Source organism: Imperialibacter sp., assembly GCF_040222385.1.
Classification (GTDB): Bacteria; Bacteroidota; Bacteroidia; order Cytophagales; family Cyclobacteriaceae; genus Imperialibacter.
Genome location: NZ_JAVKDF010000049.1, coordinates 95,777 through 120,286, shown reverse-complemented (window position 1 = coordinate 120,286; position 24,510 = coordinate 95,777). Strand labels below are relative to the sequence as shown.

21 protein-coding genes are annotated in these 24,510 nt (G+C 47.6%); 12 read left to right on the top strand and 9 right to left on the bottom strand.

Going from position 1 to position 24,510, the window contains the following annotated elements:
* Positions 1–11 precede the first annotated feature (11 nt).
* The 4 genes from RIG68_RS23935 to RIG68_RS23920 form a co-directional block, all read right to left on the bottom strand.
* A complete protein-coding gene (locus RIG68_RS23935; protein ID WP_350128381.1) occupies positions 12–710 on the bottom strand; it encodes an L-ribulose-5-phosphate 4-epimerase in 699 nt (232 codons plus the stop codon).
* Entirely contained in the window at positions 707–2,395 is a 1,689-nt protein-coding gene (locus RIG68_RS23930) for a ribulokinase (protein WP_350128378.1), read from the bottom strand. The genes RIG68_RS23935 and RIG68_RS23930 overlap by 4 nt, the downstream gene beginning before the upstream one ends.
* A 66-nt stretch (positions 2,396–2,461) precedes the next feature.
* Positions 2,462–4,006: an alpha-N-arabinofuranosidase gene (locus RIG68_RS23925; RefSeq protein WP_350128375.1), complete on the bottom strand. Its 1,545-nt coding sequence runs from the start codon at positions 4,004–4,006 to the stop codon at positions 2,462–2,464.
* A 128-nt stretch (positions 4,007–4,134) separates the two neighbouring features.
* Positions 4,135–5,538 carry a hypothetical protein gene (locus tag RIG68_RS23920; RefSeq protein WP_350128372.1) on the bottom strand — a complete coding sequence of 468 codons (1,404 nt, stop codon included), beginning with the start codon at positions 5,536–5,538 and terminating at the stop codon, positions 4,135–4,137.
* 201 nt (positions 5,539–5,739) lie between these two features.
* Here RIG68_RS23920 and RIG68_RS23915 point away from each other — a divergent pair, with 201 nt between their 5' ends.
* The 7 genes from RIG68_RS23915 to RIG68_RS23885 all read left to right on the top strand — a co-directional run bounded on the left by RIG68_RS23915 (position 5,740) and on the right by RIG68_RS23885 (position 11,038).
* Positions 5,740–6,561, top strand: a complete 822-nt coding sequence (locus tag RIG68_RS23915; protein ID WP_350128369.1) for a universal stress protein — start codon at positions 5,740–5,742, stop codon at positions 6,559–6,561.
* A gap of 78 nt (positions 6,562–6,639) precedes the next feature.
* Positions 6,640–8,001, top strand: coding sequence for a glycoside hydrolase family 140 protein (locus RIG68_RS23910; protein WP_350128366.1), 1,362 nt, complete (start codon positions 6,640–6,642; stop codon positions 7,999–8,001).
* Between the two features lie 134 nt (positions 8,002–8,135).
* Positions 8,136–8,876: an NAD(P)-dependent oxidoreductase gene (locus RIG68_RS23905; protein WP_350128364.1), complete on the top strand. Its 741-nt coding sequence runs from the start codon at positions 8,136–8,138 to the stop codon at positions 8,874–8,876.
* Positions 8,863–9,600 (top strand): hypothetical protein, encoded by a 738-nt coding sequence (locus RIG68_RS23900; RefSeq protein WP_350128361.1) that lies wholly within the window; start codon positions 8,863–8,865, stop codon positions 9,598–9,600. The genes RIG68_RS23905 and RIG68_RS23900 overlap by 14 nt, the downstream gene beginning before the upstream one ends.
* Positions 9,601–9,618: 18 nt before the next feature.
* Entirely contained in the window at positions 9,619–10,098 is a 480-nt protein-coding gene (locus tag RIG68_RS23895; protein ID WP_350128358.1) for an energy transducer TonB, read from the top strand.
* 264 nt (positions 10,099–10,362) lie between these two features.
* A complete protein-coding gene (locus tag RIG68_RS23890; RefSeq protein WP_350128355.1) occupies positions 10,363–10,659 on the top strand; it encodes a type II toxin-antitoxin system HigB family toxin in 297 nt (98 codons plus the stop codon).
* A gap of 10 nt (positions 10,660–10,669) precedes the next feature.
* Complete coding sequence (locus RIG68_RS23885) at positions 10,670–11,038, top strand: helix-turn-helix domain-containing protein (protein WP_350128771.1); 369 nt, start codon at positions 10,670–10,672, stop codon at positions 11,036–11,038.
* Positions 11,039–11,069: 31 nt separating this feature from the next.
* Here the strand turns inward: RIG68_RS23885 and RIG68_RS23880 are convergent, their stop codons facing one another.
* Both RIG68_RS23880 and RIG68_RS23875 read right to left on the bottom strand, forming a co-directional pair.
* The gene (locus tag RIG68_RS23880) at positions 11,070–13,283 is read right to left on the bottom strand and encodes a xanthine dehydrogenase family protein molybdopterin-binding subunit (protein ID WP_350128352.1); all 2,214 of its coding nucleotides are present in this window, start codon (positions 13,281–13,283) and stop codon (positions 11,070–11,072) included.
* Between the two features lie 10 nt (positions 13,284–13,293).
* Positions 13,294–13,758 carry a (2Fe-2S)-binding protein gene (locus RIG68_RS23875; protein ID WP_350128349.1) on the bottom strand — a complete coding sequence of 155 codons (465 nt, stop codon included), beginning with the start codon at positions 13,756–13,758 and terminating at the stop codon, positions 13,294–13,296.
* A 338-nt stretch (positions 13,759–14,096) separates the two neighbouring features.
* Between RIG68_RS23875 and RIG68_RS23870 the strand changes: the two genes are divergently transcribed.
* The 5 genes from RIG68_RS23870 to RIG68_RS23850 all read left to right on the top strand — a co-directional run bounded on the left by RIG68_RS23870 (position 14,097) and on the right by RIG68_RS23850 (position 19,141).
* Positions 14,097–14,960 carry a helix-turn-helix domain-containing protein gene (locus RIG68_RS23870; RefSeq protein ID WP_350128346.1) on the top strand — a complete coding sequence of 288 codons (864 nt, stop codon included), beginning with the start codon at positions 14,097–14,099 and terminating at the stop codon, positions 14,958–14,960.
* A gap of 276 nt (positions 14,961–15,236) precedes the next feature.
* Positions 15,237–15,866 (top strand): ferric reductase, encoded by a 630-nt coding sequence (locus tag RIG68_RS23865; RefSeq protein ID WP_350128343.1) that lies wholly within the window; start codon positions 15,237–15,239, stop codon positions 15,864–15,866.
* A gap of 28 nt (positions 15,867–15,894) precedes the next feature.
* Positions 15,895–16,746: an SDR family oxidoreductase gene (locus tag RIG68_RS23860; RefSeq protein WP_350128340.1), complete on the top strand. Its 852-nt coding sequence runs from the start codon at positions 15,895–15,897 to the stop codon at positions 16,744–16,746.
* A 52-nt stretch (positions 16,747–16,798) separates the two neighbouring features.
* Positions 16,799–17,527 (top strand): siderophore-interacting protein, encoded by a 729-nt coding sequence (locus tag RIG68_RS23855; protein ID WP_350128337.1) that lies wholly within the window; start codon positions 16,799–16,801, stop codon positions 17,525–17,527.
* 315 nt (positions 17,528–17,842) lie between these two features.
* Positions 17,843–19,141 (top strand): Gfo/Idh/MocA family protein, encoded by a 1,299-nt coding sequence (locus tag RIG68_RS23850; RefSeq protein WP_350128334.1) that lies wholly within the window; start codon positions 17,843–17,845, stop codon positions 19,139–19,141.
* A 159-nt stretch (positions 19,142–19,300) separates the two neighbouring features.
* Here the strand turns inward: RIG68_RS23850 and RIG68_RS23845 are convergent, their stop codons facing one another.
* The 3 genes from RIG68_RS23845 to RIG68_RS23835 form a co-directional block, all read right to left on the bottom strand.
* Positions 19,301–20,821, bottom strand: coding sequence for a carbon-nitrogen hydrolase family protein (locus RIG68_RS23845; RefSeq protein ID WP_350128331.1), 1,521 nt, complete (start codon positions 20,819–20,821; stop codon positions 19,301–19,303).
* Between the two features lie 62 nt (positions 20,822–20,883).
* On the bottom strand, positions 20,884–22,068 hold the full coding sequence (locus RIG68_RS23840; protein WP_350128769.1) for an aspartate aminotransferase family protein: 1,185 nt from the start codon (positions 22,066–22,068) through the stop codon (positions 20,884–20,886).
* Positions 22,069–22,335: 267 nt separating this feature from the next.
* On the bottom strand, positions 22,336–24,369 hold the full coding sequence (locus RIG68_RS23835) for an OmpA family protein (RefSeq protein WP_350128328.1): 2,034 nt from the start codon (positions 24,367–24,369) through the stop codon (positions 22,336–22,338).
* Positions 24,370–24,510 lie beyond the last annotated feature (141 nt).

The following is a 24,510-nucleotide window of genomic DNA, read 5'->3' as shown; positions in this document are numbered from 1 at the left end:
CAATTGGTTTCTTATTGTCCGTAATAGGAGTTGGGGCCGTGTTTTCTCTCAAAATGCTTTTTGATCAGTGCGTCTTTTAAGCGAGGCGCTTTGGGGTTGATTTGCTCGGTCAGTAGTGCCATTTGGGCAACCGATTCGAGTACGGCACTGTTATATACCGCTTTTGCGGCATCTTTTCCCCAGGTAAAAGGAGCGTGGTTGCCCACCAGCACCATTTCTACTTCTTCGTAATCCAATTTCTTCTCTTTGAAACAATTGAGGATTTGAAAGCCAGTTTGGTATTCATAGTCTCCCCGGATCATCTCATCGCTCATGGGCGGTGCACACGGGACATCAACTGTGTTGTGGTCGGCATGGGTAGTGCCAAAAATCGGAATATCACGCTGTGACTGCGCCCACGAAGTGGCGTAAGTAGAGTGCGTGTGGGTAATGCCGCCGATCTTCTCCCAATGCTTGTAGAGAACGGCGTGTGTCAGCGTGTCGGAAGAGGGGCGGAGGGAGCCATCAACGGTTTTTCCGTCAAAATCTACTATCACCATCTTCTCCGGGCTGAGCTGCTCGTAGGGTACGCCACTGGGTTTGATAGCAAACACCCCCAGTGAACGATCGGCCGCACTCACATTGCCGAAGGTAAACAACACCAGTCCCAATTTGGGAAGCTGCATATTGGCCTCGTAGGCTTCGTTTCTTATGTGGTCGTACTTGCTCATGCGTTTGTTGCCGTCAATTTTGTTTCTATGAAGTGGCCCAATGCTTTGAACTTCTCGTAGCGTTGCAAATGGACGGCATGTTTTTTACTGTCAGGATGATATTCGGCATCAAATCCCTGGCCCATGGCTTCCATGGCTTCTTCTACCATCGGGTAAAGCCCTGCCGCCGTAGCGGCAAACATGGCGGCCCCTCTGGCACAGGTTTGCTCCGATTTATGAATTTTAATAGGCATACCCATCACATCAGCCATGGTTTGCATGATATAAGGTGATTTTTTGGCCACACCGCCCAATCCTATTAAGCCCTTTACCGGCACACCTTGCGCCACAAACCGATCTACAATGACTTTCGCTCCAAAGCAGGTAGCCTCCACCAGGCTCTTGAAAATGCGGGGAGCGTCCGATGCCAGATTAAGCCCCGTTATCCCAGCCTTCAGCAACTGATTAGCATCCGGCGTCCGTCGGCCATTCAGCCAATCGATGGCTATTTCGTCTGTTGAATGCAGCGGCAATATGGCTGCTTCCCGGCTCAGGCTTTCGATTATTTGCCCTTCCATTTCTTCTTTCAACTGATCAGCAGTCGCCTTATCGATAAGCTTTGACTGACCGAGCAGGTTTTCTAGGGGCCAGCTTAGCAGGTCCCGGAACCAGGCGTAGGTATCGCCAAAGGCCGATTGCCCTGCTTCCAATCCATACATACCCGGAATGATTGATCCATCCACTTGCCCGCAGATGCCTGCCACCAGTTTGCCATCCATTTGCGTTTTGGGAGCCACCAGCATGTCGCAGGTAGAAGTGCCCATCACCTTGCTGAGGTAGTAGGGCTCTATTTCGCCACCCACAGCGCCCATGTGAGCGTCGAAAGCGCCTACGGCTACAAGCACGTCCGTGGAAAGGCCCAGCTTGTTTGCCCATTCAGCCGAAAGCTTTCCAGCGGCTTTGTCGGAAGTGTAAGTATCGGTAAAAAGTCTGTCCCTGAATCCAGACAGGAGTGGGTCTAGTTCAGCAAAGAACTCTTCCGGGGGTAAGCCGCCAAACTCTCTGGCCCAAAGCGCTTTGTGCCCGGCCGAGCACACCCCCCGCTTCATTTGGTGCACGTCGGTGCCACCAGTCAGAAGAAAGGGAATCCAGTCGCAGTGCTCCACCCAGGAGAAGCAGGCTGAACGTACTTTTTCGTCGATACGTAGCGTACGCAGCAGTTTCGCCCAAAACCATTCGGAGGAGTAGATGCCGCCAACGTATTGAAGATAGTTGGTGCTGTAATTCAAGGCATGGGCATTGATCTCAGCCGCTTCGCCTGTGGCCGTGTGATCCTTCCAAAGCACAAACATGGCATGGGGGTTTTCTTCAAATCCCGGCAGTAAGGCAAGGGGAGTTCCTGAGGCATCAACAGCTACTGGCGACGACCCGGTCGTGTCTATGGCAATTCCCTTTACCTGTGCTGCTACGCCAACCCCGACTTGCTTCAGGCAGTCTTTCACGGTCGCTTCCAGCCCTTCCATGTAGTCCAGCGGATGCTGGCGGAATTGATTCTTCGAAGGATTGCAATAGAGACCCTTTTTCCAGCGTGGGTAATGAAAGACCGAGGTAGCGATTTCATTTCCATTGCGGGCGTTCATAAGCAAGGCCCTGACAGAGTCGGTGCCGTAGTCAATACCAATAACCAAAGGAGCGTCGGTGCTCATTATTTTAGGGCGGTTAGTCAGAAAGTCTGGTAATATACAATCAATTAATTGTCACTTTGCCATGTACTACTTCAGTTCCAGCATCACTACCGAGTGCGCAGGCAACTTCACGGTCAATGTGCCGTTTGAAAGTTTCGCACCGCTGAAGTTGACAGGTTTAATGGCTTCTGGTTTTTCAAAGCTGTTATAATCCTGCAGTTTGGCAGAGGTAAGTATTCTTCCTCCAACAGACTTATAACTCTTAGAACCACCTACTTTAACAGTAATTTCTTGTTCTTTGGATGCGTCAATGTTTACCAAAGAAAGGTGAGTCGCACCATTTTTGTCAACAGAGGCAGAAGCATAAACAGCCGCCAGCTTTTTGTCGCCGGACATATAGTCACCGCTGATTACACTCACGGGAATCAACGTAGCATCCTGATGTACTTTGTACATTTCCATCACGTGGTAGGTCGGGGTGAGGATCATCTTCTCTTCGTCGGTGAGTATCACTGCCTGCAGCACGTTGATGGTTTGGGCCAGGTTGGCCATTTTTACCCGGTCGGCGTGGTTGTTGAAGATATTGAGCGTGACACCGGCAATCATCGCATCACGAATAGTGTTTTGCTGGAAAAGGAAGCCTGGGTTGGTGCCGGGCTCCACATCGTACCAGCCACCCCACTCGTCTACCACCAGGGCAATTTTGTTTTCTGGATCATACTTGTCCATGATCGCCACATGCTTCTGGATCAGCTCTTCCATTTGCGTGGCCCTTTGCATGGTGGTAAAGTATTCTTCTTCGGTGAAACCAGTAGCCGAGCTTTTCTTGCTCCAGTTAATCACTGAATAATGGTGAAGAGCTACAGCATCAACCAGGTTGCTTGGTACGTTTTTCATCAGGGTTTCGGTCCAATTGTAGTCGGCGTCGCTGGCACCGGAAGCTATTCTCCAGATACCGTCTTCATTGGACCAGCCACTCATGTAAGTGGCAAACTGGCGATACACATTGGCATAGTACTCTGCTGTCATGTTGCCTCCGCAGCCCCAGGCTTCGTTGCCCACGCCCCAATATTTCACATTCCATGGAGTTTTGCGGCCATTTTCCTCTCTCAGCTTGGCCATAGGGCTCACGCCGTCGTGGTTCACGTATTGCATCCAGTCAGCAAACTCTTTCACAGTGCCGCTGCCCACATTGCCCGACAAATAGGGTTCAGTTTCCAATAATTCACACATGTTTAAGAAGTCGTGCGTACCAAAGCTGTTGTCTTCAGTAACGCCACCCCACCAGCGGTTAACGATGGTTGGACGCAAGTCCTTGGGGCCAATGCCATCCATCCAGTGGTAGGTGTCGGCAAAGCAGCCACCTGGCCAACGGAGGTTAGGAATTTGTAGGTTTTTGAGGGCAGCTACCACATCGTTGCGAACGCCGTTGGTATTGGGGATAGGGCTACCATTTTCGCCCACGTAAAAGCCGCCGTAGATACAGCGCCCGAGGTGTTCGGCAAAATGGCCATAGATGTGCTTGCTGATTACAGGGCCTGGCTGGTCAGCGTTGAGCACCACTATGTTCGGGCTTTGGGCCGATACAAGGTGGAAAGATAGCAGGCTGAGAAAAAGTAGTTTAGCTCTCATAGTGTTTGTAGTAGGTAAATGATAGAATCAGAATACAACCCGAAGATAATGGAATCTTTATTTATAAGTGTAAGTATGACAATTAAAGTAGTCTGGGAAATTATTTTAACAATCTTTTACTTGTTTCATCATACCCCCTTTATCAATTGCCTGTCCAGATAAGCAGGTTCCTGCATTTGAGGATTTTTGAAAAAGGTGAGGAGGATGTGTCGAAGCAGGTCGGTGCCGAAGCTGACGAGCTCAATTTTCTTTTTGGGGTAAAAGCTGATCTTCTTCTCTTTGCCGTTGAGGTGGCTGTCGCCTTTCAGAATGTTCAGCTTGTATTTGTACAGTGCTTCTACCACTTTGAAGATGTCTGCCCCTTCTTTTCTGGCGAAGGGAGCTATTTGCAACAAAGACCCCAGTCGCATCGAAAGCTTGTAGACCGGATCGCCATGCACTTCATCAAGTAGCAGGGCCTCCAGGCCTGTCAGGATGTCAATCATGCTTTCGGGTGCCTGATCATTGAGGTAGATGCTGTTCAGCTTCTGCACACCCACTTCCAGGCTTTTTCGTCCACCTTTCGAAAGTAACTTGTAAATGTCCGCTATGTCCTGGATGTCTTTTTCTTTCATCTTGGGCGGTGCCTGCTTCCATTTCTGGTTGAGGAAAGAAGCTGGAAAGTTGTGTTGTTCTATCGGGAGGCAGGGAACCAGGTCGGCCGCCCATTGATCGACCCAACCCGCAGGGAACACCAATAGCTGCCCATAGCCAGTTTCTTCTCCCGCTACCATCCGCAGTGAGCCCATGAGGTAATCAAGGTGGTCAAGGATGTCAGAGAAAGCATTGGGGTCATTGAGGAAGTCGTTTCTGGCATCAAGCGAGGTGTTGTCAACCACCCAATCGTTAAATACCAGCGCATGGGTGGCTGAGGCAAATACCTGCTGTAGCTTGGAGTTGAGATGCCTGCCAAAATAAGCCTTGCTTAGCTGACGTGCATCGTCGATTTGTTGTAGCTGTAGGCCCGGGCCCAGCTCTACCTCGCCAACGGGAAAGTGAAGAAACAGGATGGGCACCCACACATCTACTTTCAGCTCGTTTTTTGACCAGGCGCTGTACCACGACTGAAATATGAGTTCAAACGCTTTTTCATGGAGTTCCAACTTTCCATGTATATGTGCATAATGATCGATCAGGTCTGCAATGAAAAAGTAGGTGTGATAATTTCTGGCTACTTCTTCGTCACCGGTCAAGCCATAAAAGGCCACATAGTCTTTGTTGCTGAGCAGGGCCTGCTGTAGCACTTTCCACGACTGGATATCATTGTATCGATTGCCTCTCAGAAAAAGATTGCTGTATTTGATTTTGGCAACAGATGAATAGCTGAAGTCGGGCAGGCCATTTTTTGACCATTGCAAAAACGGAAACTGTTCGTAGAAAGAGAACGGATCGGCAATCTCCTCCTGCTCTACCCGCTCCTCCTGATAGCGGAGAATGGACAGCCCATCTTCAACGGCTTTCTTCACCAGCTCTTTGATCTCTTTCTCGCTCATGGTCCCACACTCATTTCTTTTCGCATCGGCTCGTACTTCCTACTGTTTGCGAGCCAGATTCGAACATATGATAAATTTAGGCTTGCCAGAAGACAAAACCAATGCGGACGGTGCTGATGTTGAAAATTAATGAATTATTGACAGGCCACAGATGTTTATTGCGTGTGGAATATCTAACTTTTCGCATTAATTTTTTTGATCATGATAAAGGAGCTGCTTTTACCATTCGATTTTTCTGATAACTCAAAAACAGCGTTGCATTTTGCCCTTTCACTTCAGCAAAAATTGAAAGCGCATATGAACCTCATCCATACGCTTGAGGTGCCTTACGACTTCGCATCCCGGCAGGAGGAAAACAAAAAGGCCATGGAAAAACAGGCCCGAGCCCAACTAAAAGCCCTGGTTGAGGAGCTTTATCAAACCAGCACGTCTGCCGACGAGCTGAACCTCGATATGCATATCCTGGAAGGTGAGCTTTCGGAGGGCATACTGAGAGCCACCAGGCAGTACTCTGCAGACATGGTGCTGATGCCTACCATGGGTGCCAGCGGACTCAAACGGTTTTTCCTGGGGAGCCGGACGGCCGATGTCATCCATAAATCGGTAAAACCGGTGTTGGTCATCCCTCCAAAGGCTGATTTTGGAAAGCTGAAGAACCTCGTCTTTGCCACCAGCCTGAAAGACAAAGATATTGCTCTGCTGGAAAGTGTGGACGACCTGGCGGGCAAGCTGGGGTTGGGCATTGTGATTGCTCATATCAAAGAAGAGGAGACGAAGGACTTTGATCTGAAATGGAGGGGCATGAAAGACTTTGCTGAAGAGAAAATCTTTCAGGCCGACGTAAGCTACTATTCAAGTAACTACGACGATTACTTTGAAGGCATTGAGCACTACCTGGGCAAAAACCCTGGAAGTTTGCTGGTGATGCGCAGGAGCACAAGATCAACTATAAAAGACCTTTTCAGAAAAAGTCATACCGAGGACATGGCCTATCATGCCAACGTGCCGATGCTGGTGTTTTAACATATTGTTTTGCGTTTTGACGCAGGGTAGCCAATAGTTGGTAGGAATTTGTAAATTCAAACCCAAACTTTATATCCTATGCGCCTTCTGATTCTTCTTTTCCTCAGCCTGAGTATCCAGGCCTACGGTCAGCTAAAACAACTCCCTTTAAAAGTATCCGACAACCACCGTTTTCTGGTCTACTCCGACGGCAGCCCTTTCTTTTATCTGGGTGATACCGCCTGGGAGCTATTTCACAGGCTCAACCACGACGACACCGAGTATTACCTGCAGAAGAGGAAGGAGCAAGGTTATACGGTGATACAGGCAGTAGTGCTGGCTGAAATGGACGGGCTGAATACCCCGAATGCGCAAGGCAACAAACCGTTGGTTGACAATGATCCCACCAAGCCCAGCGAGGCTTACTTCAAAGATGTGGATTGGGTGATCCAAAAAGCGGCTGAAATGGGACTATTTATCGGACTGTTACCAACCTGGGGCGACAAGCTTTTTAAGAATAACTGGGGGACAGGGCCCGAGATATTTAACGAGAAGAATGCCGCCATTTACGGCGAATACATTGGCAAGCGGTACAAAGACCAATGGAACATCATCTGGATATTGGGTGGCGATAGGAACCCCAGAAACGAAGCAGATGTAGCCGTGTGGAATGCCATGGCGGAGGGTGTTGCAAAAGGTGTGGGAGGGTACGACAAAGGTCTGATGACCTACCATCCGCAGCCGCACCAAAACGGCGGTTCGTCTACCTGGTTTCACCGGGCGCAGTGGCTCGACTTCAACATGCACCAAACGGGCCACTGCTATGAAAACAACCGCCACGAAAAAATAACCTGGGACTATAACCTGGCACCCACGAAGCCTACACTCGATGGAGAACCTCTTTATGAAGAGCATCCCCTTTGCTTTAACCTCAAAGAGCACGGCGTGTCCAATGCCGACAACGTGCGGAAGCTGGCTTACTGGCAGGTGTTTGCCGGTGCGGCAGGGCATACCTATGGGTGCCATGCAGTGTGGCAGATGTATGATGAGGGCCGGGAGCCGGTGAACTCGCCACAACACACCTGGAGGGAGTCGCTGGAGCTAACCGGGGGCAGGCAAATGGGCTATGTGCGCAAGCTGATCGAGTCGAGGCCTATGCTGGAGCGCATTCCCGATCAGTCGATGGTGCTGGGAGAGAACGACCCCATGGAAGGTTACTACATCAGCGCCAACAGATCGTCGAAAGGCACTTTTGCTTTTGTTTATACCCCTTTTGGCAGAGTACTTAACCTGAATACTACCAATCTGAAAGGTGGGTCACTCAATGTGAGCTGGTTCAATCCCCGCACCGGTGAAATGACCACTGCCGTGAAAATGGAAAAGCAATCCGAGATGGCCTTCATGCCGCCCTCCAAAGGAGAAGGCATGGACTGGGTGCTGGTGCTGGATGCGGTGGAGTAGGGCGAAAATGTAGGCCAACTCCTTAGCCGCTGCGTAGAAAAGCGCAAGGAGCACTGGTTTGTAAGGCGAAGCGCAGAGCCGTGAATGTCGATGCTCAACACAAAGGATCTTTTTAAAGGCGACGAATCATCAAAATGAGAATATTGGTAGTTGGTGCAAGTGGAGCCACAGGAAAGCAGCTGGTAAAACAACTGCTAAACAAAGGGCATGAGGTAATAGTAATAGTACGTTCGGCTGAAAGCTTACCCGGGTCATGGCAGAACGATCTTAATCTGACTGTAGTACAAGCTAGCCTGCTTCACTTAGTTGAGGAGCGTTTGGAGGAATATGTTCAGGACTGCCAGGGTATTGTTTCATGTTTAGGGCATAATCTGACATTGAAGGGCATCTTTGGCGAGCCACGCAAACTTGTGACCGACGCCGTCACCATCCTTTGTCGTGCCATTAGGAAGAATGCACCCGATAAGCGAGTAAAATTTGTGTTGATGAATACTACCGGCAACCGAAACAGAGACCTTAATGAGCCAGCGTCATTGGGTCAAAGATTGGTCGTAGGGGCATTGAGGCGACTGCTCCCTCCGCATCTGGACAATGAGGAAGCGGCAGATTTCCTGCGGACACACATTGGGCAGCACGACCAATATATTGAATGGGTAGCTGTTCGCCCCGACAGTTTAATTGATCAGGACGAGGTGACCGGGTACGAAGTGTATCCATCTCCTATCAGAAGTCCCATTTTTAATGCCGGTACTACAAGCCGAATGAATGTTGGGCATTTTATGGCAAGTCTTCTGACTGAAGATGAAACATGGCAAAGATGGAAGGGAAAGATGCCTGTGATCTACAATAAAGAGCCCGCACGTGGAAAAAAATGACAGACTGGCTTTCCCTCCTCCCTTTTTTTGCGAGGGACCAGATCGTGTGCAAATACTGGATAGGGTGGAGTACGGCCTAGCGCTTTCCAACCCCATCTTCGATTCCAAATTACCACACGGAGCACAAGTTTGTGAGATATTACGCAAGGTGGCAGTCAAAATCGACTTTTTTCAGAACGATAAATCAGCAGCCAGCATATCAAAGACTATTGAACTTCTTATTTTGCTGCAAAATATTCGAAAGCTTCTCAAAAATTTTATGCTGAATTCATTAAACCTCTCCCGAAAAAGCCTGTACACCTTAGTCTTCTTTATCTTGAGTTCTTCATGCGCTCAAAATGGTAGTTATGGCTGCTTTACAACACCCCAAAGGGAATTTATTGAGGGAATAAACTCACAATTTAGTTCTATTGTGGCGGCACTATACGGGGATGGCAATTACCGAAAATTTTTGGAGGAAGTGAGCGAATCATCTCTGCCACCAGAATTCTTTATTGAGTCAAACGTGTATGAGTTTCTAAAGAGCCCAGCAAATGAAGAAGAAGTAAGAAGTATCTGGAGTCGAAATGAGAATGGTTATGTGATCAATTCCTCCTTTTTCGATTGCCTGGCTGGAACAACTGAGTCACGGGATTTGATTGATATTATCAACGCAACCAAAGAAGTACCGGATGTCAGCCCTAGTTTGCTAGCTTCATTATTGTTGGAAATAGTGCAGGAATAGGAGGCCAAATCCGATGAGATGAAGACATTTATTGCGGTTGCCATATTTTGCCAAAAATCATTGAGTATTGAGCTGAGTGAAAAGAATAGTGATAATGAAGGAACGTATTCAGATGACAGGCTGAGAGGTCAGGTGTTGCCCGGTGGTGGGCTCTACAAAGGGGATTCCGTCATGTCAGCAGTTGATGTCGATCCTGAATTCGAAGGTGGACTTTCAGGCTTTTACAACTATGTTGCTTCTCATATTGTGTATCCAAAAGAAGCAAGAAGACTTGGAGTAGAAGGCAAGGTATTTGTTCAATTTCTCGTCGCCAGCGATGGTGCCGTGGATAATGTCGAAATAATACAAGGGATTGGATATAGCTGCGATAGCGAAGTAGTTAGAGTTGTTAAATCATCTCCTAAATGGAAGCCTGGCCTGCTTCGTAATAAGCCTGTTGTTGTACGAATTATTCCCCCAATCAATTTCCATTTGTCAGATGATGAAGGAACTAGTTAGCAATTTGCTAGTTATTGACTTAGTTGAAGAAATTAGATATCACAGTTTACCGCTTTTGATAAAGATAGTCACCAACCAGAGGCGCAATACTTCACACCTCCCCACCACCTTCCACCGATTCCTCCGGCCTGTCGATGATGGCCAATTCTAATTTATGAATGTAGGCGAAACCCAAAATGGAATAACTGTTCCAGTCACTAAAACGCATCAATAAGTTCTCTATTAATGAACTTATTGTTTACTTTTACTGTATGATCGAAGTTGATGGATCGAATATTTGCTAAAAGCACACTACGAGAATATTGGGAAAAACATGCGGATTCCGAGCAATACCTCAAAACATGGTACGACACGGCCAAAAGCAGCGATTGGAAAACCCCAAACGATGTAAAGAACACATACGCAAATGCCAGTGTACTAAAAAACGAACGAATTGTGTTCAATATCAAAGGAAACTCTTATCGCTTAGTGGCAAAATTCAATTTTGAGAAGCAATGGATATTTATTCGCTTCATTGGCACACATGCCGAATATGATAAAATTGACGCTAACAGCATTTAATAAAAGAATGATGGAATTAAAGCTTATCAAAACGGAACGGGATTACAGAAAAGCGCTTGAAAGACTTGATGAGATCTTTGATGCGAAAATTGGAACACCAGAGAGTGATGAAGCCGATGTCATTGGCCTCTTGGTTGACGAGTACGAAAAGAAGCATTATCCAATCGAGGCACCCGATCCAATTGAAGCAATCAAGATCAGAATGGAAGAAATGCAGCTAAAGCAGAAAGATTTGGTAGGCATCATTGGCGGGAAAAGTAGGGTGTCCGAAATTCTTAACAGAAAGAAGAAATTGACCGTTGAGATGGTGAGAATCCTTGCGCAGCGGCTCAACCTTTCCGCCCAAATTCTTATTAACGATTATAATTTGACAAAATAATCACCCTGGCACCAGCATTCGGATCCAGCTCTCACACTTTCACTCCCCCAATCGGCAAATCATACACCCTTTCCCCACTGGCTCGATACACCGCATTGGCAATGGCAGCACCGGAGGGAGGCATCGATACTTCGCCACCACCTTCAACAGGCTCATCAGGTCTGTCGATGATAGCCACTTCTACTTCCGGTATGTCGCCGAACCGGAAAATAGGGTAGGAACGCCAGTCTTTGCTGGTGATCTCTTTCTCATTAAAGGTCACTTCTTCCATGATCGTCCAGCTGGCAGCCTGGATCATTCCGCCTTCAATCTGGTTGGTGAGGCCATCGACGTTGATCACTTCGCCCACATCTACAGCAGCCCACATTTTCTTTACCTGCACTTTGCCCGTGGCTTTATCCACCTTCACTTTTGCAGCCACAGCAGCATAGGCTGCAGTGTTTTTGTAGCGACTGAAAGCATAACCTATTCCCTCATCTTCACTTACAGTAATCCCGGAGGTGAGTTCCTTAATTTTTTGGAGGACAGCGATGGCTCGCTCGTCTTCCAAATGGGCTATCCGAAAGTCAAGCGGATCTTTGGCTGCCTTTTCGGCCAGCTCATCCATGAACGATTCGATAGAGAAGATGGTAGTATAAGCACCCAAGCTTCTCAGAGAGGACACCCGCAACGGGCCGTCGAAGAAAAAGGCATTGACCTGCATGTTGGGGGTACTGTAGTACGGATCGGCATTTCGGTGGCCACCTCCCAAATAGCCTCTGGATTTCATTTGAACCGGATCGTTGATGTACCGGGCGTCCAACAGCGTGCCGGCATCCCCGTTGGGTCGGCAACTATGACTGTCCGTCCATACATCGGATTTCCAGGCACTGATATTGCCGGATGCATCTAAGCTTGCTTCCACTTCCATGATCATCGCCGAGCCATAGGGCTCCCAGGTTTGTTCATCGGTTCTTGACCACTGCACCCGCACATGCTTGCCGGGAAGTGCCAATGCCAGCAGAGCCGCATCTGCCGAGGCATCATCTGCCGTGCTGTGTCCATAGCATCCTGCCCCTGGTATACCAATGATATGGATGTTATCTACCTCCATGCCCAACATCGCTGCTATGCCATTTCGCATCGGGTAAATGCCCTGGCTATGCGACCAGATGTGCAAGAGATCGCCATCGTACATGGCCACGGCACAAGCAGGCCCCATGGAGGCATGTTTGATATAGGGCTTGCGGTAGGTGGCTTTGACTGTTTGGGCGCTTTTGAATGCTGAATCTATGTCCCCATCATTCCGGATGTTTTTGGGTGCCTCCGCAATGCTTCGGATATGGTTGTACAACTCCTTTTGTTCAGGAAGCGAGGTGTTGTCTTCCCACTCGGCATGTTCTCTCAGGTACCGCTCTGCTTTGACTGCCTGGTATTCCTTTTCGGCAATCACGCCAACAAAGCCGCCATTTACCACGGTCTTGATCACTCCGGGTACAGCTGTGGCCAGGCCCGACTCATCCACTTTTACCAATTGCGCCTTGTAGCCAGATGGCCGCACCACCCGGGCATGCACCATGCCTGGAAAGCGTAAATCCTGCACATATACCTGCTCGCCCCTTACCATTTTCTCTATGTCGGTGCGGGGAATGGCTTTGCCCACGTATCGGTGCTCGGCTTTGCTCTTGATCCGAACTGGGGTGGTGACTTCCATATCGATCTGAGCCCCGTCCAGTAGCTCAGCAAAGGTCAGCGACTCTTTGAGTTTCTTGGCTTTGACGGTTCCGTTGTGTAGCAGAAGATCATCCTCTGTTATATTGAATTTGGCACTGGCCAGATTCAGTAATTTTTGCCTTGCCGTGGCGGCTGCATACCTCACCGACATGGCACTGTTGGCGATGGAACCGCTTCCGGCCGTATACCCTTCATCCGGAGTCAATCCTGTTTCTGCCAAATGCACTTCCACCATGTCCAGTTCCATGTCCAGCTCTTCAGCGGCTACCTGACGAATGGCCGTTCGGATACCCTGGCCCAGCTCTACTTTACCCGAGAGTACCCTGATGCGACCATCTTCCAACACCTGCAGCCAGGCGGTGACGTTTTTCGTCCGCTGCATACTTCCGGGGAGCCCTCCTTCATAGTCCACCCTAGCGGCGATCACGGGGTCTGGCTCAGTAATGCAAGAGGTAAGCAAGGGAAACCCCACGCTGATGTACCCGATTTGCTGAAGGAATTTTCTTCTCGATGCGTTGGCTGTTTCGGTCATAATGGCTGGGTTATTGAATTTTTGCTGCACGTTTTATGGCTTTGATCACCCGTGTATGTGCGCCGCAACGACACAAATTTAATTTTAATGCTTCTCTGATAGTGGCATCATCGGGCTGGGGGTTCTTTTCCAACAGATCCACGGCTGCTATGACCATTCCATTCAGGCAGTAGCCACACTGGGCGGCCTGTTCCTTCACAAAGGCTTCCTGCACCACGTGAAGCTTACCATTTTCATCTGCCAGCCCCTCCAGCGTAGTGATTTCGGTGTTTCCAATAGCCGACACCGGGATCATGCAGCTGGTGGTGGCACGTCCATCCAATAGCACCATACAGGCCCCACATTGTGAAAGGCCACAGCCAAACTTGGGGCCATTGAGTGCGAGGTAGTCCCGGAGCACATACAGCAAAGGGGTGTCGGGTTCGGTATCGACCATTTTTTGGGAACCATTAATATGGAGGGTGAATTGCGGCATTCTAAATCTGGTTTGGATTCTAAGATAGGGAAATGAGGCCTTAATCTTGAAAGTGGTAGAAAAACATTCTGATTATCCATGTTAGCGTTACACTTGTCCCAGACAAAAAAGTCCTAAAACAGATTATCATAGTGGGATACTCAGTGTGTTAAACCTTAGGTGCTCATTTATCACTTGATGACTTGGATTGTCCGCCACAAAGTATAATTTTATTCGTTGGCCAGCCTTAGCTAAAGCTACTGTAGTTAGGGCATGGCCAAGGGCTAGTGGTGAGGGAACTGCATTAAACGGCCAATTCATTTTGCGAAACGTGGCCAGCAAGCTAATACACATAATAATTGAACTCTATTCCCAACATAGCATTTCAAAGCACCAAAGATGCAACGGATATAGAGTTTCTCACTTTATCCGAATTGTTTTCTAGAATTGATGATGCTCCCGATCATAATCCAAGGTTGCCGCACCGGCTCAGTTTTTTTGCCTTGCTCATAGTTACACGGGGAACCGGAAGTCACCAGGTTGATTTGAAGAAATACCCATTGACGCAGGGGGCGGTCATCAAAATTGCCAAAGGTCAGGTTCATGCTTTTCAGGAAAACTTAAGCTACGATGGCGTTCTCTTGGCCTTTACCGAAGAGTTTGTGCTTAAGTATTTCTCAAGGTCTTCTGTCGATTTTATTACGCATTTATACAACTACCACATTTCTGAACCGCTGGTAGACAATTGCACGTTTAATGATTTTTTTCTGGAGCAAATTGATCAGGAAATTGCAAGCAATAACACCTACGCCCAAAAGGAAATTATTGCCAAAATAGTGGAGTTGTATTTGTTAAGATTGGAACGATTGTCTTACGGCAGCTTGCCTTCAAGGCATAGTAAGAGCCATTATGCACTGTTTATTCAGTTCAAAAATTTGGTAGAAAGCAGAGAGCTCAACTCCCGCAATGTTAAAGACTATGCGGAAAGCATGTCCTTGTCAGCCAAGCATCTGAATAGTATCGTTCGGCAATTCACCTTAAACACAGCTAAGTCTTTTATTGACCAATATGTGATTTTGGAAGTCAAGCGAACTATTATGAGCAGCCGGATTGGCCTAAAAGAGGTTGCTTATCAAATGGGCTTTGACGAAGTAACCAACTTCACTAAGTTCTTTAAGAAGCACACAGGTGTTTCACCTAAACAGTACAGGGCGTCACTTTAGTCATTCGGTTTCATATTTACCATTTTTAGTGGTGGATGTACCTTTTATTAAGGTAGAGGTAAACTGACCTTTGCTTAAAATAAGGGATAGTCAAGTAGCGCTTTATCCTACCTGTCGCCGCAGGTCAAAAATCAAAGAAATAGATAGGTCCGCTTCTTATCGGGAAGTGCAGGATGAGGAGGCCTTCAAAAAAATAGGCCAGCTAAAACAGGCCAAGCAAAAATTTAAAGGAAAAGCCGAAAAAAGAACTGGAGGCGCTAAAGACCAATAAGAAGTATGAATTTTATCAAAAGAAGCTACGGGTGGATGACTGTCGCCTTACTGGCAACAGCACCAATGTTTATCATTTTCAATATGGTGAATATTGATTTTACCAATGGTTTATCCATCAGCTTAATTGAAGGAGCCGGAAGCGAAGGCAAAACGACTTTGGAAATGATGTATCATATTTCCGGAGAGTTTGCCATACGTTGGATGACGGCCGTCCTTACTTGCACGCCGTTTTACATCCTCTTTGGCGTCAACAATCTATTTGTGAGGCAGGCAATGGGCATTGCAACCGCCGTATGGAGTTTCCTGCACTTTATCATTTTTATACGATGGGAAGGCTTTCTTGAGACATTTACTCAAGTGAATTATATCGCTGGGTTTGTAGCCGTTTTGGTGCTAGTTCCGCTATTTCTTACCTCCAACAGAAAAGCTATGAAGTGGCTTAAGGCAAAATGGAAAAAGCTTCAAAGTATGGCTTATGTGGCCATCATTTTGAGCTTATTGCATGTGGCTATTCTGGATAAAACCTGGATGATATACGCAGTAATTGTTGGCGTTGGCTTTGTTATCAGAATACCAGCGATAAAAGCAAAGGTGATTACGCTCCGAAAGGAAAGAGGAGCAAACAAAGCTTAGATAGCTTAAAAAATGAAAAGAGAATAAAATGAAAATAGCAGTAACATCGGCCAGCGGCCAATTGGGGTCAGCCATCGTAAAGCAGCTGATAAAAGAAATAGGGGAAGAAAATGTAGTCGGCATCGCACGAACACCCGAGAAGGCCAAACACCTTGGCGTTGAAATCCGAAAAGGGGATTACAACAATCGTCAACAATTTGATGAGGCTTTGAAAGGCATCGACGCAGTTCTTTTGCTTTCTGGGATGGACGACCCACAAAAACGGATTCAACAACATCGAAATGTCATTGAAGCAGCGAAAGTTAATGGTGTCAAAAAGATCGTTTACACCAGCATTGTGGGAGATGAGGCAAAAACGGCCTTTAGCCCGGTTGTTCAAAGCAATCGCCAAACCGAGGCTGATGTTCGGGAATCCGGGCTTCAATGGGTGATTGGTCGAAACGGTATATACATTGAGCCAGATCTGGAGTATTTAGACCATTACGTCGAAGCAGGTGAGATCAGAAATTGCGCAGGGGATGGAAAATGTGGCTATACAAGCAGAGAAGAGTTGGCTCATGCTTACACTCAAATGATAACAGGTGAACAGCATATTGGAAAGACGTATAACTTGGTAGGCGAGCCGATTACCCAAACGGAGTTGGCAAATTTGATCAATCAAGTATACGGAACCGACCTCAAATACAATGCTGTATCAGTTGAAGACTATGCCAGGGAAAGAAAAGCGGAGCTGGGAGAATTTATCGGAACCATCATCGCCGGGATCTACGAAGGGATTAAAAATGGTACAAATGAGGTAATCTCTGATTTTGAAAGGGCTGCTGGGAGACCTCATATGACTCCACAAGCGATGGTTCAGGCTTTTAAGAAAGAAGGCTGAAACCCGGTGAAGACAGTAGAACGAGAGACAACGGAAATCCGAAAACTAGCTCATGGGTATAATTGAAAAATTGTTAAAAAAGGTGGTGCTGCAAGAGGCAACTATTGAAGAGAAAACGAAACTTTCATCAGCTGCCTATAAGATTCGTTTAAAAAGTGAAAGCATAGCCAAAGCCGATTTTACCCCGGGTTACTTTTTACGCTTGGGGATTGGCATCGACAATGAAGACATCCCTATCAACGACAAGGTACGAAGTTACAGTGTTTGGGATATCAACAAATCTAAAGGATTCCTGGATATTGCCATAGCCGCACACAGCAGTGGTATTGGGGCCGCATGGGCAGCGCAGAGTAAACCAGGCGACACAGTTTACTTCAAGTGGAAAAAAGGCAACTTCCTGGTGGATGACTCGGCAGATAGCTATCTGATGATTGGCGATTTATCAGCATTGTCTCATCTGTACATGATCAATCGAAGTTTCTCAAAACAACAGCAGGTAGCTGGTATTGCATATAGTCAGGACAGATCTGAGCTCTTTCCAGATGTGGATGGTGCCACACCTTTTACTTTTTATGAGATGCCTCCAAATCCTGTCCCTGAAATTGTGGAGGAGGTCAAAAAACTTGTTCCAAAAATGAAGGGTAGAAAGATAGTTTATCTAGCTGGAGATAGCCGGGTATGTGTTGCGCTCAATCAATATTTTAGAAAAGAGCTGCAATGGGATGCCAAACAAGTAAAAACCAAGCCGTTTTGGAACCCGACAAAAAAGGGACTAGAATGATGGCTATCGGTAAGTTTGTATATGTTCGAGCTTTCTGTTCTCTCCTATGAATACTGAGGATTGGGTGGTTTAGCTGGCGGAATTTGTCAGTATGGCATTGTGCTTTTTTGGTATGGTTATCCACACCCTACCAAGGTTTCATGACTACTGTGGGGGCGAAGTATCTCGTAGCTATTTCAAAAAAAACTTAAAGAGAGCAAAATAGACAAACGGCTGTAGCAAGTGTCTCGTGTCATTTATCATTATTCGCTGGTGTCTGGGAAGTATTTTTTGTAGCTTTTTAGCCGTTCGATTGAGAACTAAAACTACGCACCCATGGACAGACGATACTTCATTAAAACTACCTCTGCTGGCATCGCCGCCAGCGCTGCCTTTTCGGCCATCCCCCTGATGGGCATTGCACGGCAACAAGCCACCTATAAGGTCGCACTCATTGGCACTGGCTGGTGGGGTATGAACATCCTTGGGGAAGCGATGGCCTCCGGTCGTAGCAAGGTAGTGGCCATGGCCGACGTAGACAAAAACCAGCTTATGCCTGCCCTTGAAAAAGTAGAAAAGCTGACAGGCAAAAAGCCGAAGCCTTATACCAACTACAAGGAAATGCTTCAGCGGGAGAAACCGGAGATTGTCATCGTCGCTACGCCTGATCACTGGCATGCCTTGGCTGCCATAGATGCACTAAAAAGCGGTGCCCATGTTTATTGCGAAAAGCCGATTTGCCATACTATCAATGAAGGCAAGGCTATGGTGAGGGCAGCGCAGTCGACCGGAAAAGTGGTTCAGATTGGTTTACATCGCAGAGCATCGCCGCACAATATCTCAGCCAATGAGTTTTTGCGCTCGGGTAAGCTTGGGAAAATTGGCAGCGTGAAATGCTTCATCAACTATGGAGGCGGCCCTGGCAGCATCACACCTAATTCAGAAGCCCCGGAAGGCATGGATTGGGATATGTACTGCGGTCCGGCACAGCTGGTTCCTTACAATAAAACGATTCATCCTCGTGGCTTCCGTCAGCACCTCAACTTCGCCAACGGCACCATCAGCGACTGGGGTGTGCATTGGTTCGATCAGGTGCTTTGGTGGTCAGAAGAAAAAGCGCCAAAGAGAATATACTCAAGTGCGACCAGGCGGATTAGGGAAGACAGCACAGATGCCGCCGATACACAGCTGGCCGTGTTTGACTTTGAGTCATTCACACTTCATTGGGAAAACCGCAACTACGCAGGTAACCGCCAGGAGGGCCCGGATGTAGGCTGCTACTTCTATGGTACAGAAGGAGTGCTTCACCTTGGCTGGATCGATGGCTGGACGTTTTACCCTGTCAACAAGAAACAGGAAACGATCCACGTAGCCCCTGTGCTGCATGAGCCTGATCAGCAGAACATCAAAGAGCTGTGGACTGACTTTCTCAAAGTGATTGAAAGCAAAGGCCAAACCATCAACCCTATGATCAATGGACAGCTGGCCACCAATATCAGCTTGCTGGCGATGGTGTCAGCGAAGGCGGGGCGCAGCATCGAATGGGACGGCGACAAGCAGGAGGTGATCAACGATCCGGAAGCGAATAAGCTGCTTTCGAGGGAGTACAGGAAAGGGTATGAGTATCCGGTGTGACATCTGAGGCCGCCGAAACAACGTCATGCCGATGGCGACGAAGGAGCGAGGCATCCCCTGGATAATGGCAGTGAGCTGGATAAATACGCTGCAATCATTATGGGGATTTCTCCACTGCGCTGCGATGACGGAGCTTTTCTGGCTTTTTTTGAAGCTACCTTACTTCTTAATCACATCGTAAATATCCGTCCGCCTGTCCTTCAGGTTGCGCACTGAGCCAAAGTTGTGGAGCTCCTTCAGCAGGTCGAGGTCAACATCCGCCACCAGAATCATCTCTGTGTTAGGCGTCGCTTCTGCTTTGATGCCGTTGGTAGGAAAGGAGAAGTCGCTTGGCGTAAACACAGCCGATTGTGCAAACTGGATGTCCATGTTCGACACCTTGGGCAGGTTACCTACGCTGCCGGCAATAGCCACATAGCACTCATTTTCAATAGCCCGGGCTCTACAGCAATAACGCACCCTACCGTAGCCATTCTGTGTGTCGGTGAGGAAAGGAACGAAAAGGATTTTCATGCCCTGATTGGCTAGTATTCTTGACAGCTCAGGAAATTCGGAATCATAGCAGATAAGTACCCCGATAGGACCGCAATCCGTTTCAAAGACTTCCACCTTGTTGCCACCAGTCAACCCCCAAAACTTCGCTTCGTCAGGTGTCACGTGGATTTTCTCGTAACTATCGAAAGTGCCATTTCTTCTACAAACAAAGCCTTCATTGAATAGCTTATCGCCACGCATGGAAGGCATACTGCCAGTGATAATATTAACATTGTAGCTTATCGCCAATTGGATAAACCTGTCCCTTATCTCGTCGGTATACTCAGCCAGTTTCCTGATGGCTGCTGCCTCATTCAAGTTATTATGCGCCGCCATCAAAGGGGCGTTGAAGAATTCAGGGAACAAGCAAAAATCGCTTTTGTAAGCCGAAGTTGCATCTACGAAAAACTCCACTTGCTCAAAAAGGTCGTCTATGTCTTTATAAAGGCGCATTTGCCACTGCACTAATCCAAGCCTTACTATTGACTTGTCAAGTAGCTTTCTTGAGTTGGCCTTTTCATAGTAAATATTGTCCCACTGCAGCAAAACAGCATAGTCCTTCGATTCTTTATCGCCTGGAAGATAATCTTTAAGTACCTTCTTTACGTGGAAGTCGTTCGATAACTGAAAAGTGAGTGTGGGGTCATAAATCTCTTTGAACTTTACCTTCTGGATGTACTCCTTGGGGCTGAAGTCCCTGGCATACTCATGGTACTTTGGAATCCTTCCACCGAAGATGATGGCTTTTAGATTGAGGTCTTCACAAAGCGACTTCCGGGCGTCGTATAGTCGTCGGCCCAGTCTAAGACCTCTGTATTCTGGCTTGATAAACAAATCGATGCCATACAGGACATCCCCTTTCGGATTGTGTGTGTTGAAGGTATACTTACCGGTAATTTCCTCGTAAGTATGTGCATCACCAAAGTGTTCGTAGGTGACGATGAGCGATAAGGCGCATCCGGCAAGTTCATCATCAACGAATATGGCTATTTGACCCTTTGGAAATATTCTGAGAAGGGTCTCAATATGCTTTTCACCCCAAAACGCACCCGGCCAGTTTGGGTAGGCAGCAATCATGGAGTCTTTTAACCCCTGATAGTCAGATGATTTTAGCGCACGGAGTTCTACTTTTCCTATATCTTCCATAAATAGACGAGCCTTAATGGCCGGTAATATCATTTAATGTATTGATGATAACAACACCCGGATTAGGCGTCTTTGATTGCACCCAATATTATTTCACAGGCCTCCTCGATCTGTGTGGTGTTTATGGTAAGTGGTGGAGCAATTCGCATGGCACTGTTGTTGAAAAGAAACCAGTCGGAAAGCACGCCTCGCTCGAGGCAAAGATCGAGAATTGGTTTAAGTATATCAAAACTTTCGAACTGAACCGCCATCATTAGCCCGTTGTTTCTAATTTCCTGAATAGAAGAATGCTTCAGGAGTTTTTTAAAAAGGGCTGCTTTCTTTTCAGCTTCAGTAAACAGTTTTTGTTCCTGAATTACCCCGAGGGTGGCCAGCGAAGCTGCCGCTGAAACAGGGTGCCCGCCAAAAGTGGTGATGTGCCCAAGTACGGGGTTGTCGGTAAGCACATGCATGACCTTTTTGGACGATATGAAGGCACCTATGGGCATTCCGCCTCCCATGCCTTTTGCCGCCACTACAATGTCAGGTACAATGCCGTACTGCTCAAATGCCCAGAAGCTGCCGGTTCTGCCAAAGCCACATTGAATTTCGTCCAGTATGAGTAAGGTGCCTGTTTCGCTGCACCGCTGTCTTAAGGCTTTGAAATACTCCCTGGTAGCGGATTTTACGCCAGCCTCGCCTTGTACGGTTTCTATGATGACGGCAGCTGTCTGCTCATCGATCACCATTAGGTCTGGGATGTGGCCAAAAGTGATGTGCTTAACGCCAGGAAGCAGTGGTCTGAATTTTTGTTTGAAAACTTCATCGCCAGTCACAGATAATGCGCCGTGGCTGCTGCCATGGTAGGAAGAGAAGCAGGAAACCAGATTGGGTTTACCTGTGAAGCGCTTGGCGAGTTTGAGAGCACCTTCCACTGCCTCGCTACCGGAGTTGACTAAGAAGATGTTGTCGAGAGGGTCGGGGAGGGTGTCTGACAAAGCTTTGGCCAGTTTCACCTGTGGGCTTTCGACAAACTCTCCATAGACCATTACGTGGAGGTATTTGTCGACTTGATCTTTGATGGCGGCAACCACTTTTGGGTGGCGGTGCCCGATGTTGCTGACGCCGATTCCGGAAATCAGGTCAATGATTTTTTTTCCCTCTGGAGTATAGAGGTAAATGCCTTCGGCTTTTTCCACTTCGGTCATCAAAGGAAACTCTGAAGTTTGGGCGAGATGCTGCTGAAAGAGTTGTCTGTTGGAAAGCATGCGGCAAAGGTAGGGAGAATTGGGGCAATTCCGCAGGCTTACTGTCAGTCCAGGCGTCGGTACGGCGAGGAGGGATAAAGCGCTGGGGCCGTCAGCCGCCGGGTTGCTGGTGCTAAAGCCATCAGGTAGGAGCATTAGCAGAAAGGTAATCCAACTGTGTCTGACCGCTATGGGCGGTGCCGACACTGCCTCACTGCACACAAAAAAAGAACCCCGACACTGCCGGGGTCCTTTCTAGTAAACTACTCTCTTTCCATCACTGGATCTTTAATTCTTTAATACTTTAACTTCCACTCGTCGGTTAAGCTGTCTCGATTCTTCGGTGGCGTTGCTGGCTACCGGCTGACTGCCTCCGTAGCCTTTTGCCTGCAATCTTCTTGCGTCAATGCCTCTCATAGTCAGGTAGTTTTTCACTACGTCTACACGCTCCTGCGACAATTTGAAGTTTTTACTTAGATCACCCCAGCTGTCGGTGTGCCCGGCCAGCTCCACTACCATGTTAGGATTTTCTCTAAGGAGGGTTTCCAGCATGGCTAGGTCTGTGTCTGACTCAGGTAGCAGCTCAGGGGTTGATTTATTGAAAAGGATATTATTGAATGTGATTAGGTCGCCAAGGGCTATCGGATCCAGGTAGATGTCCTTGTGAAGTTCCGAGTAAGCATCGAAAGCGAGCACGTCAATACCGATGTCCAGCGGCATATACCCTTCGGCATAAGCCAGGATTCTGTATTTGTTACCCCGGCTCAGAATCGCTTTGTATTCCATCGTCTTACTGTCGGGACTGGCCATGCCTTCTTTCTTACCTTCAAAGTAGGTCTCAAAGATGATGTCGGCCATGATAGGTTCGTTTGTTTTGCTGTCGAAAACTTTTCCTCTTACCAGCATAACAGGCTCAGGCTTCAGCTCGTTTTCCAACGAAATCGAGTAAATGTCTCTTGCTCCAACGCTGCTCTCGTCACTTGAAGTAAAGAACGCCTTGCTGCCGTCGGCTGAAATGGAGTAGTAAGCGTCCCACTCGGCTGTGTTGATGTTGGATCCCATGTTTACTGGTGTGCTCCAGTTAGTCCAGGTGTCGTCTAGTCTTTTCGTGTAAAAGATATCGCTTCCACCCATGCCGCCGTGGCCGTTGCTGGCGAAATACAGCGTCTTGTTGTCAGGAGCAAGGAAAGGGCTGAACTCTGCTTTATTTGTATTAAGAATTTTTCCAAGGTTCCTTGGCCTGGCATAGGTGTTGTTGCCTTGCTTGATGCTGACATATAAGTCCTGGTCACCGTATCCGCCGTCTTTTGCCTGATAGGCCATGATCAACGCCTCCTCACTAGCGCTCATAAAGAAGTCGAGGTATTTTCCTTTGGGCTCAAAGTTATTAATAACAACGGGTGCTGGTTCGTCCCATCCGTAGGGCGTCTTTCTGGCAATTGAAACACCCCTTTGGGTAGCACCCGCCTCACTGTATGCATTCATAAGGAGGAGGGTGTTACCATCTGGGCTAACACTACACACACCATTCGCAAACCTATCGTTCAAAGGTTCGCCAATATTTTCAGCTTCTGTCCAGGCTCCGTTTTCGAAGTAGGACACATAGATGTCCTGATCGTCCGACTGACCGCCGATGTTGTTGTCGCTGTTTTGTCTTGCGAAATAAAGCGTCTTTCCATCGGCCGAGATAACCGGCTTAGCTTCCGGGAAAAGCGAGTTAACGGTTCCTCCCAGGTTTTCTTTAGTCGAGGTGAAAAAGATTTCGTCTTTGAAGTTAAGCCTACCGTATTTTTCGTGCAGTGAAGTTTTTATATCTGATGCCGATGCAGTATTTGAAACACCTACGGCGTCTATTTGTGCCCAACCTTCGGCCGCTTCGGTGTCCACAACAATCTCAACCCTTTTTACAGCGTAGTAGGTCACAGGGATGCTGATTAGCAACGTGCGGAATCTTTCGTCAACATCGACAGCCTCCTTGTTATAAATAGGGTACTTATTGCCCACCTCATCCAAAAGGGCAATTTTTGTAACCCTTCCGGGCATATAGCTTTCTACAATTATCAACTGCTGAACAGTCTGTGGCTTGTCAAACTCAAGCATTAATGAGCCGAAAGCTTTTTCGTCTTTCAGTCTGAATGCCCGTGGATTTAAAAATCCAAGAGGGAAAGCATCTGGTTCGCCTGTGGCCGTGTTACCAGAGTAATCAGCATCGGCAAATTGGTTGTACTGATAGTCGACAGATGAAGCCCATTGTATCTGCTGGGCGAATGTTGCGCCGACTGTAAGAAGAAGAATCGTAAGTGATGTAAGTAAGCGGGTCATAGCTTTGAGAGTTTTGATATCTCAAAGGTATGGCGCTCAATGGCCCGAAAAGTTGACTTTAGGAGGCCCTCCTTACCCGTGTCGGATGAATTAGTTCTTTACTGTTCAATCACTTAAACCTTACGTAAGAAAATAGACCGT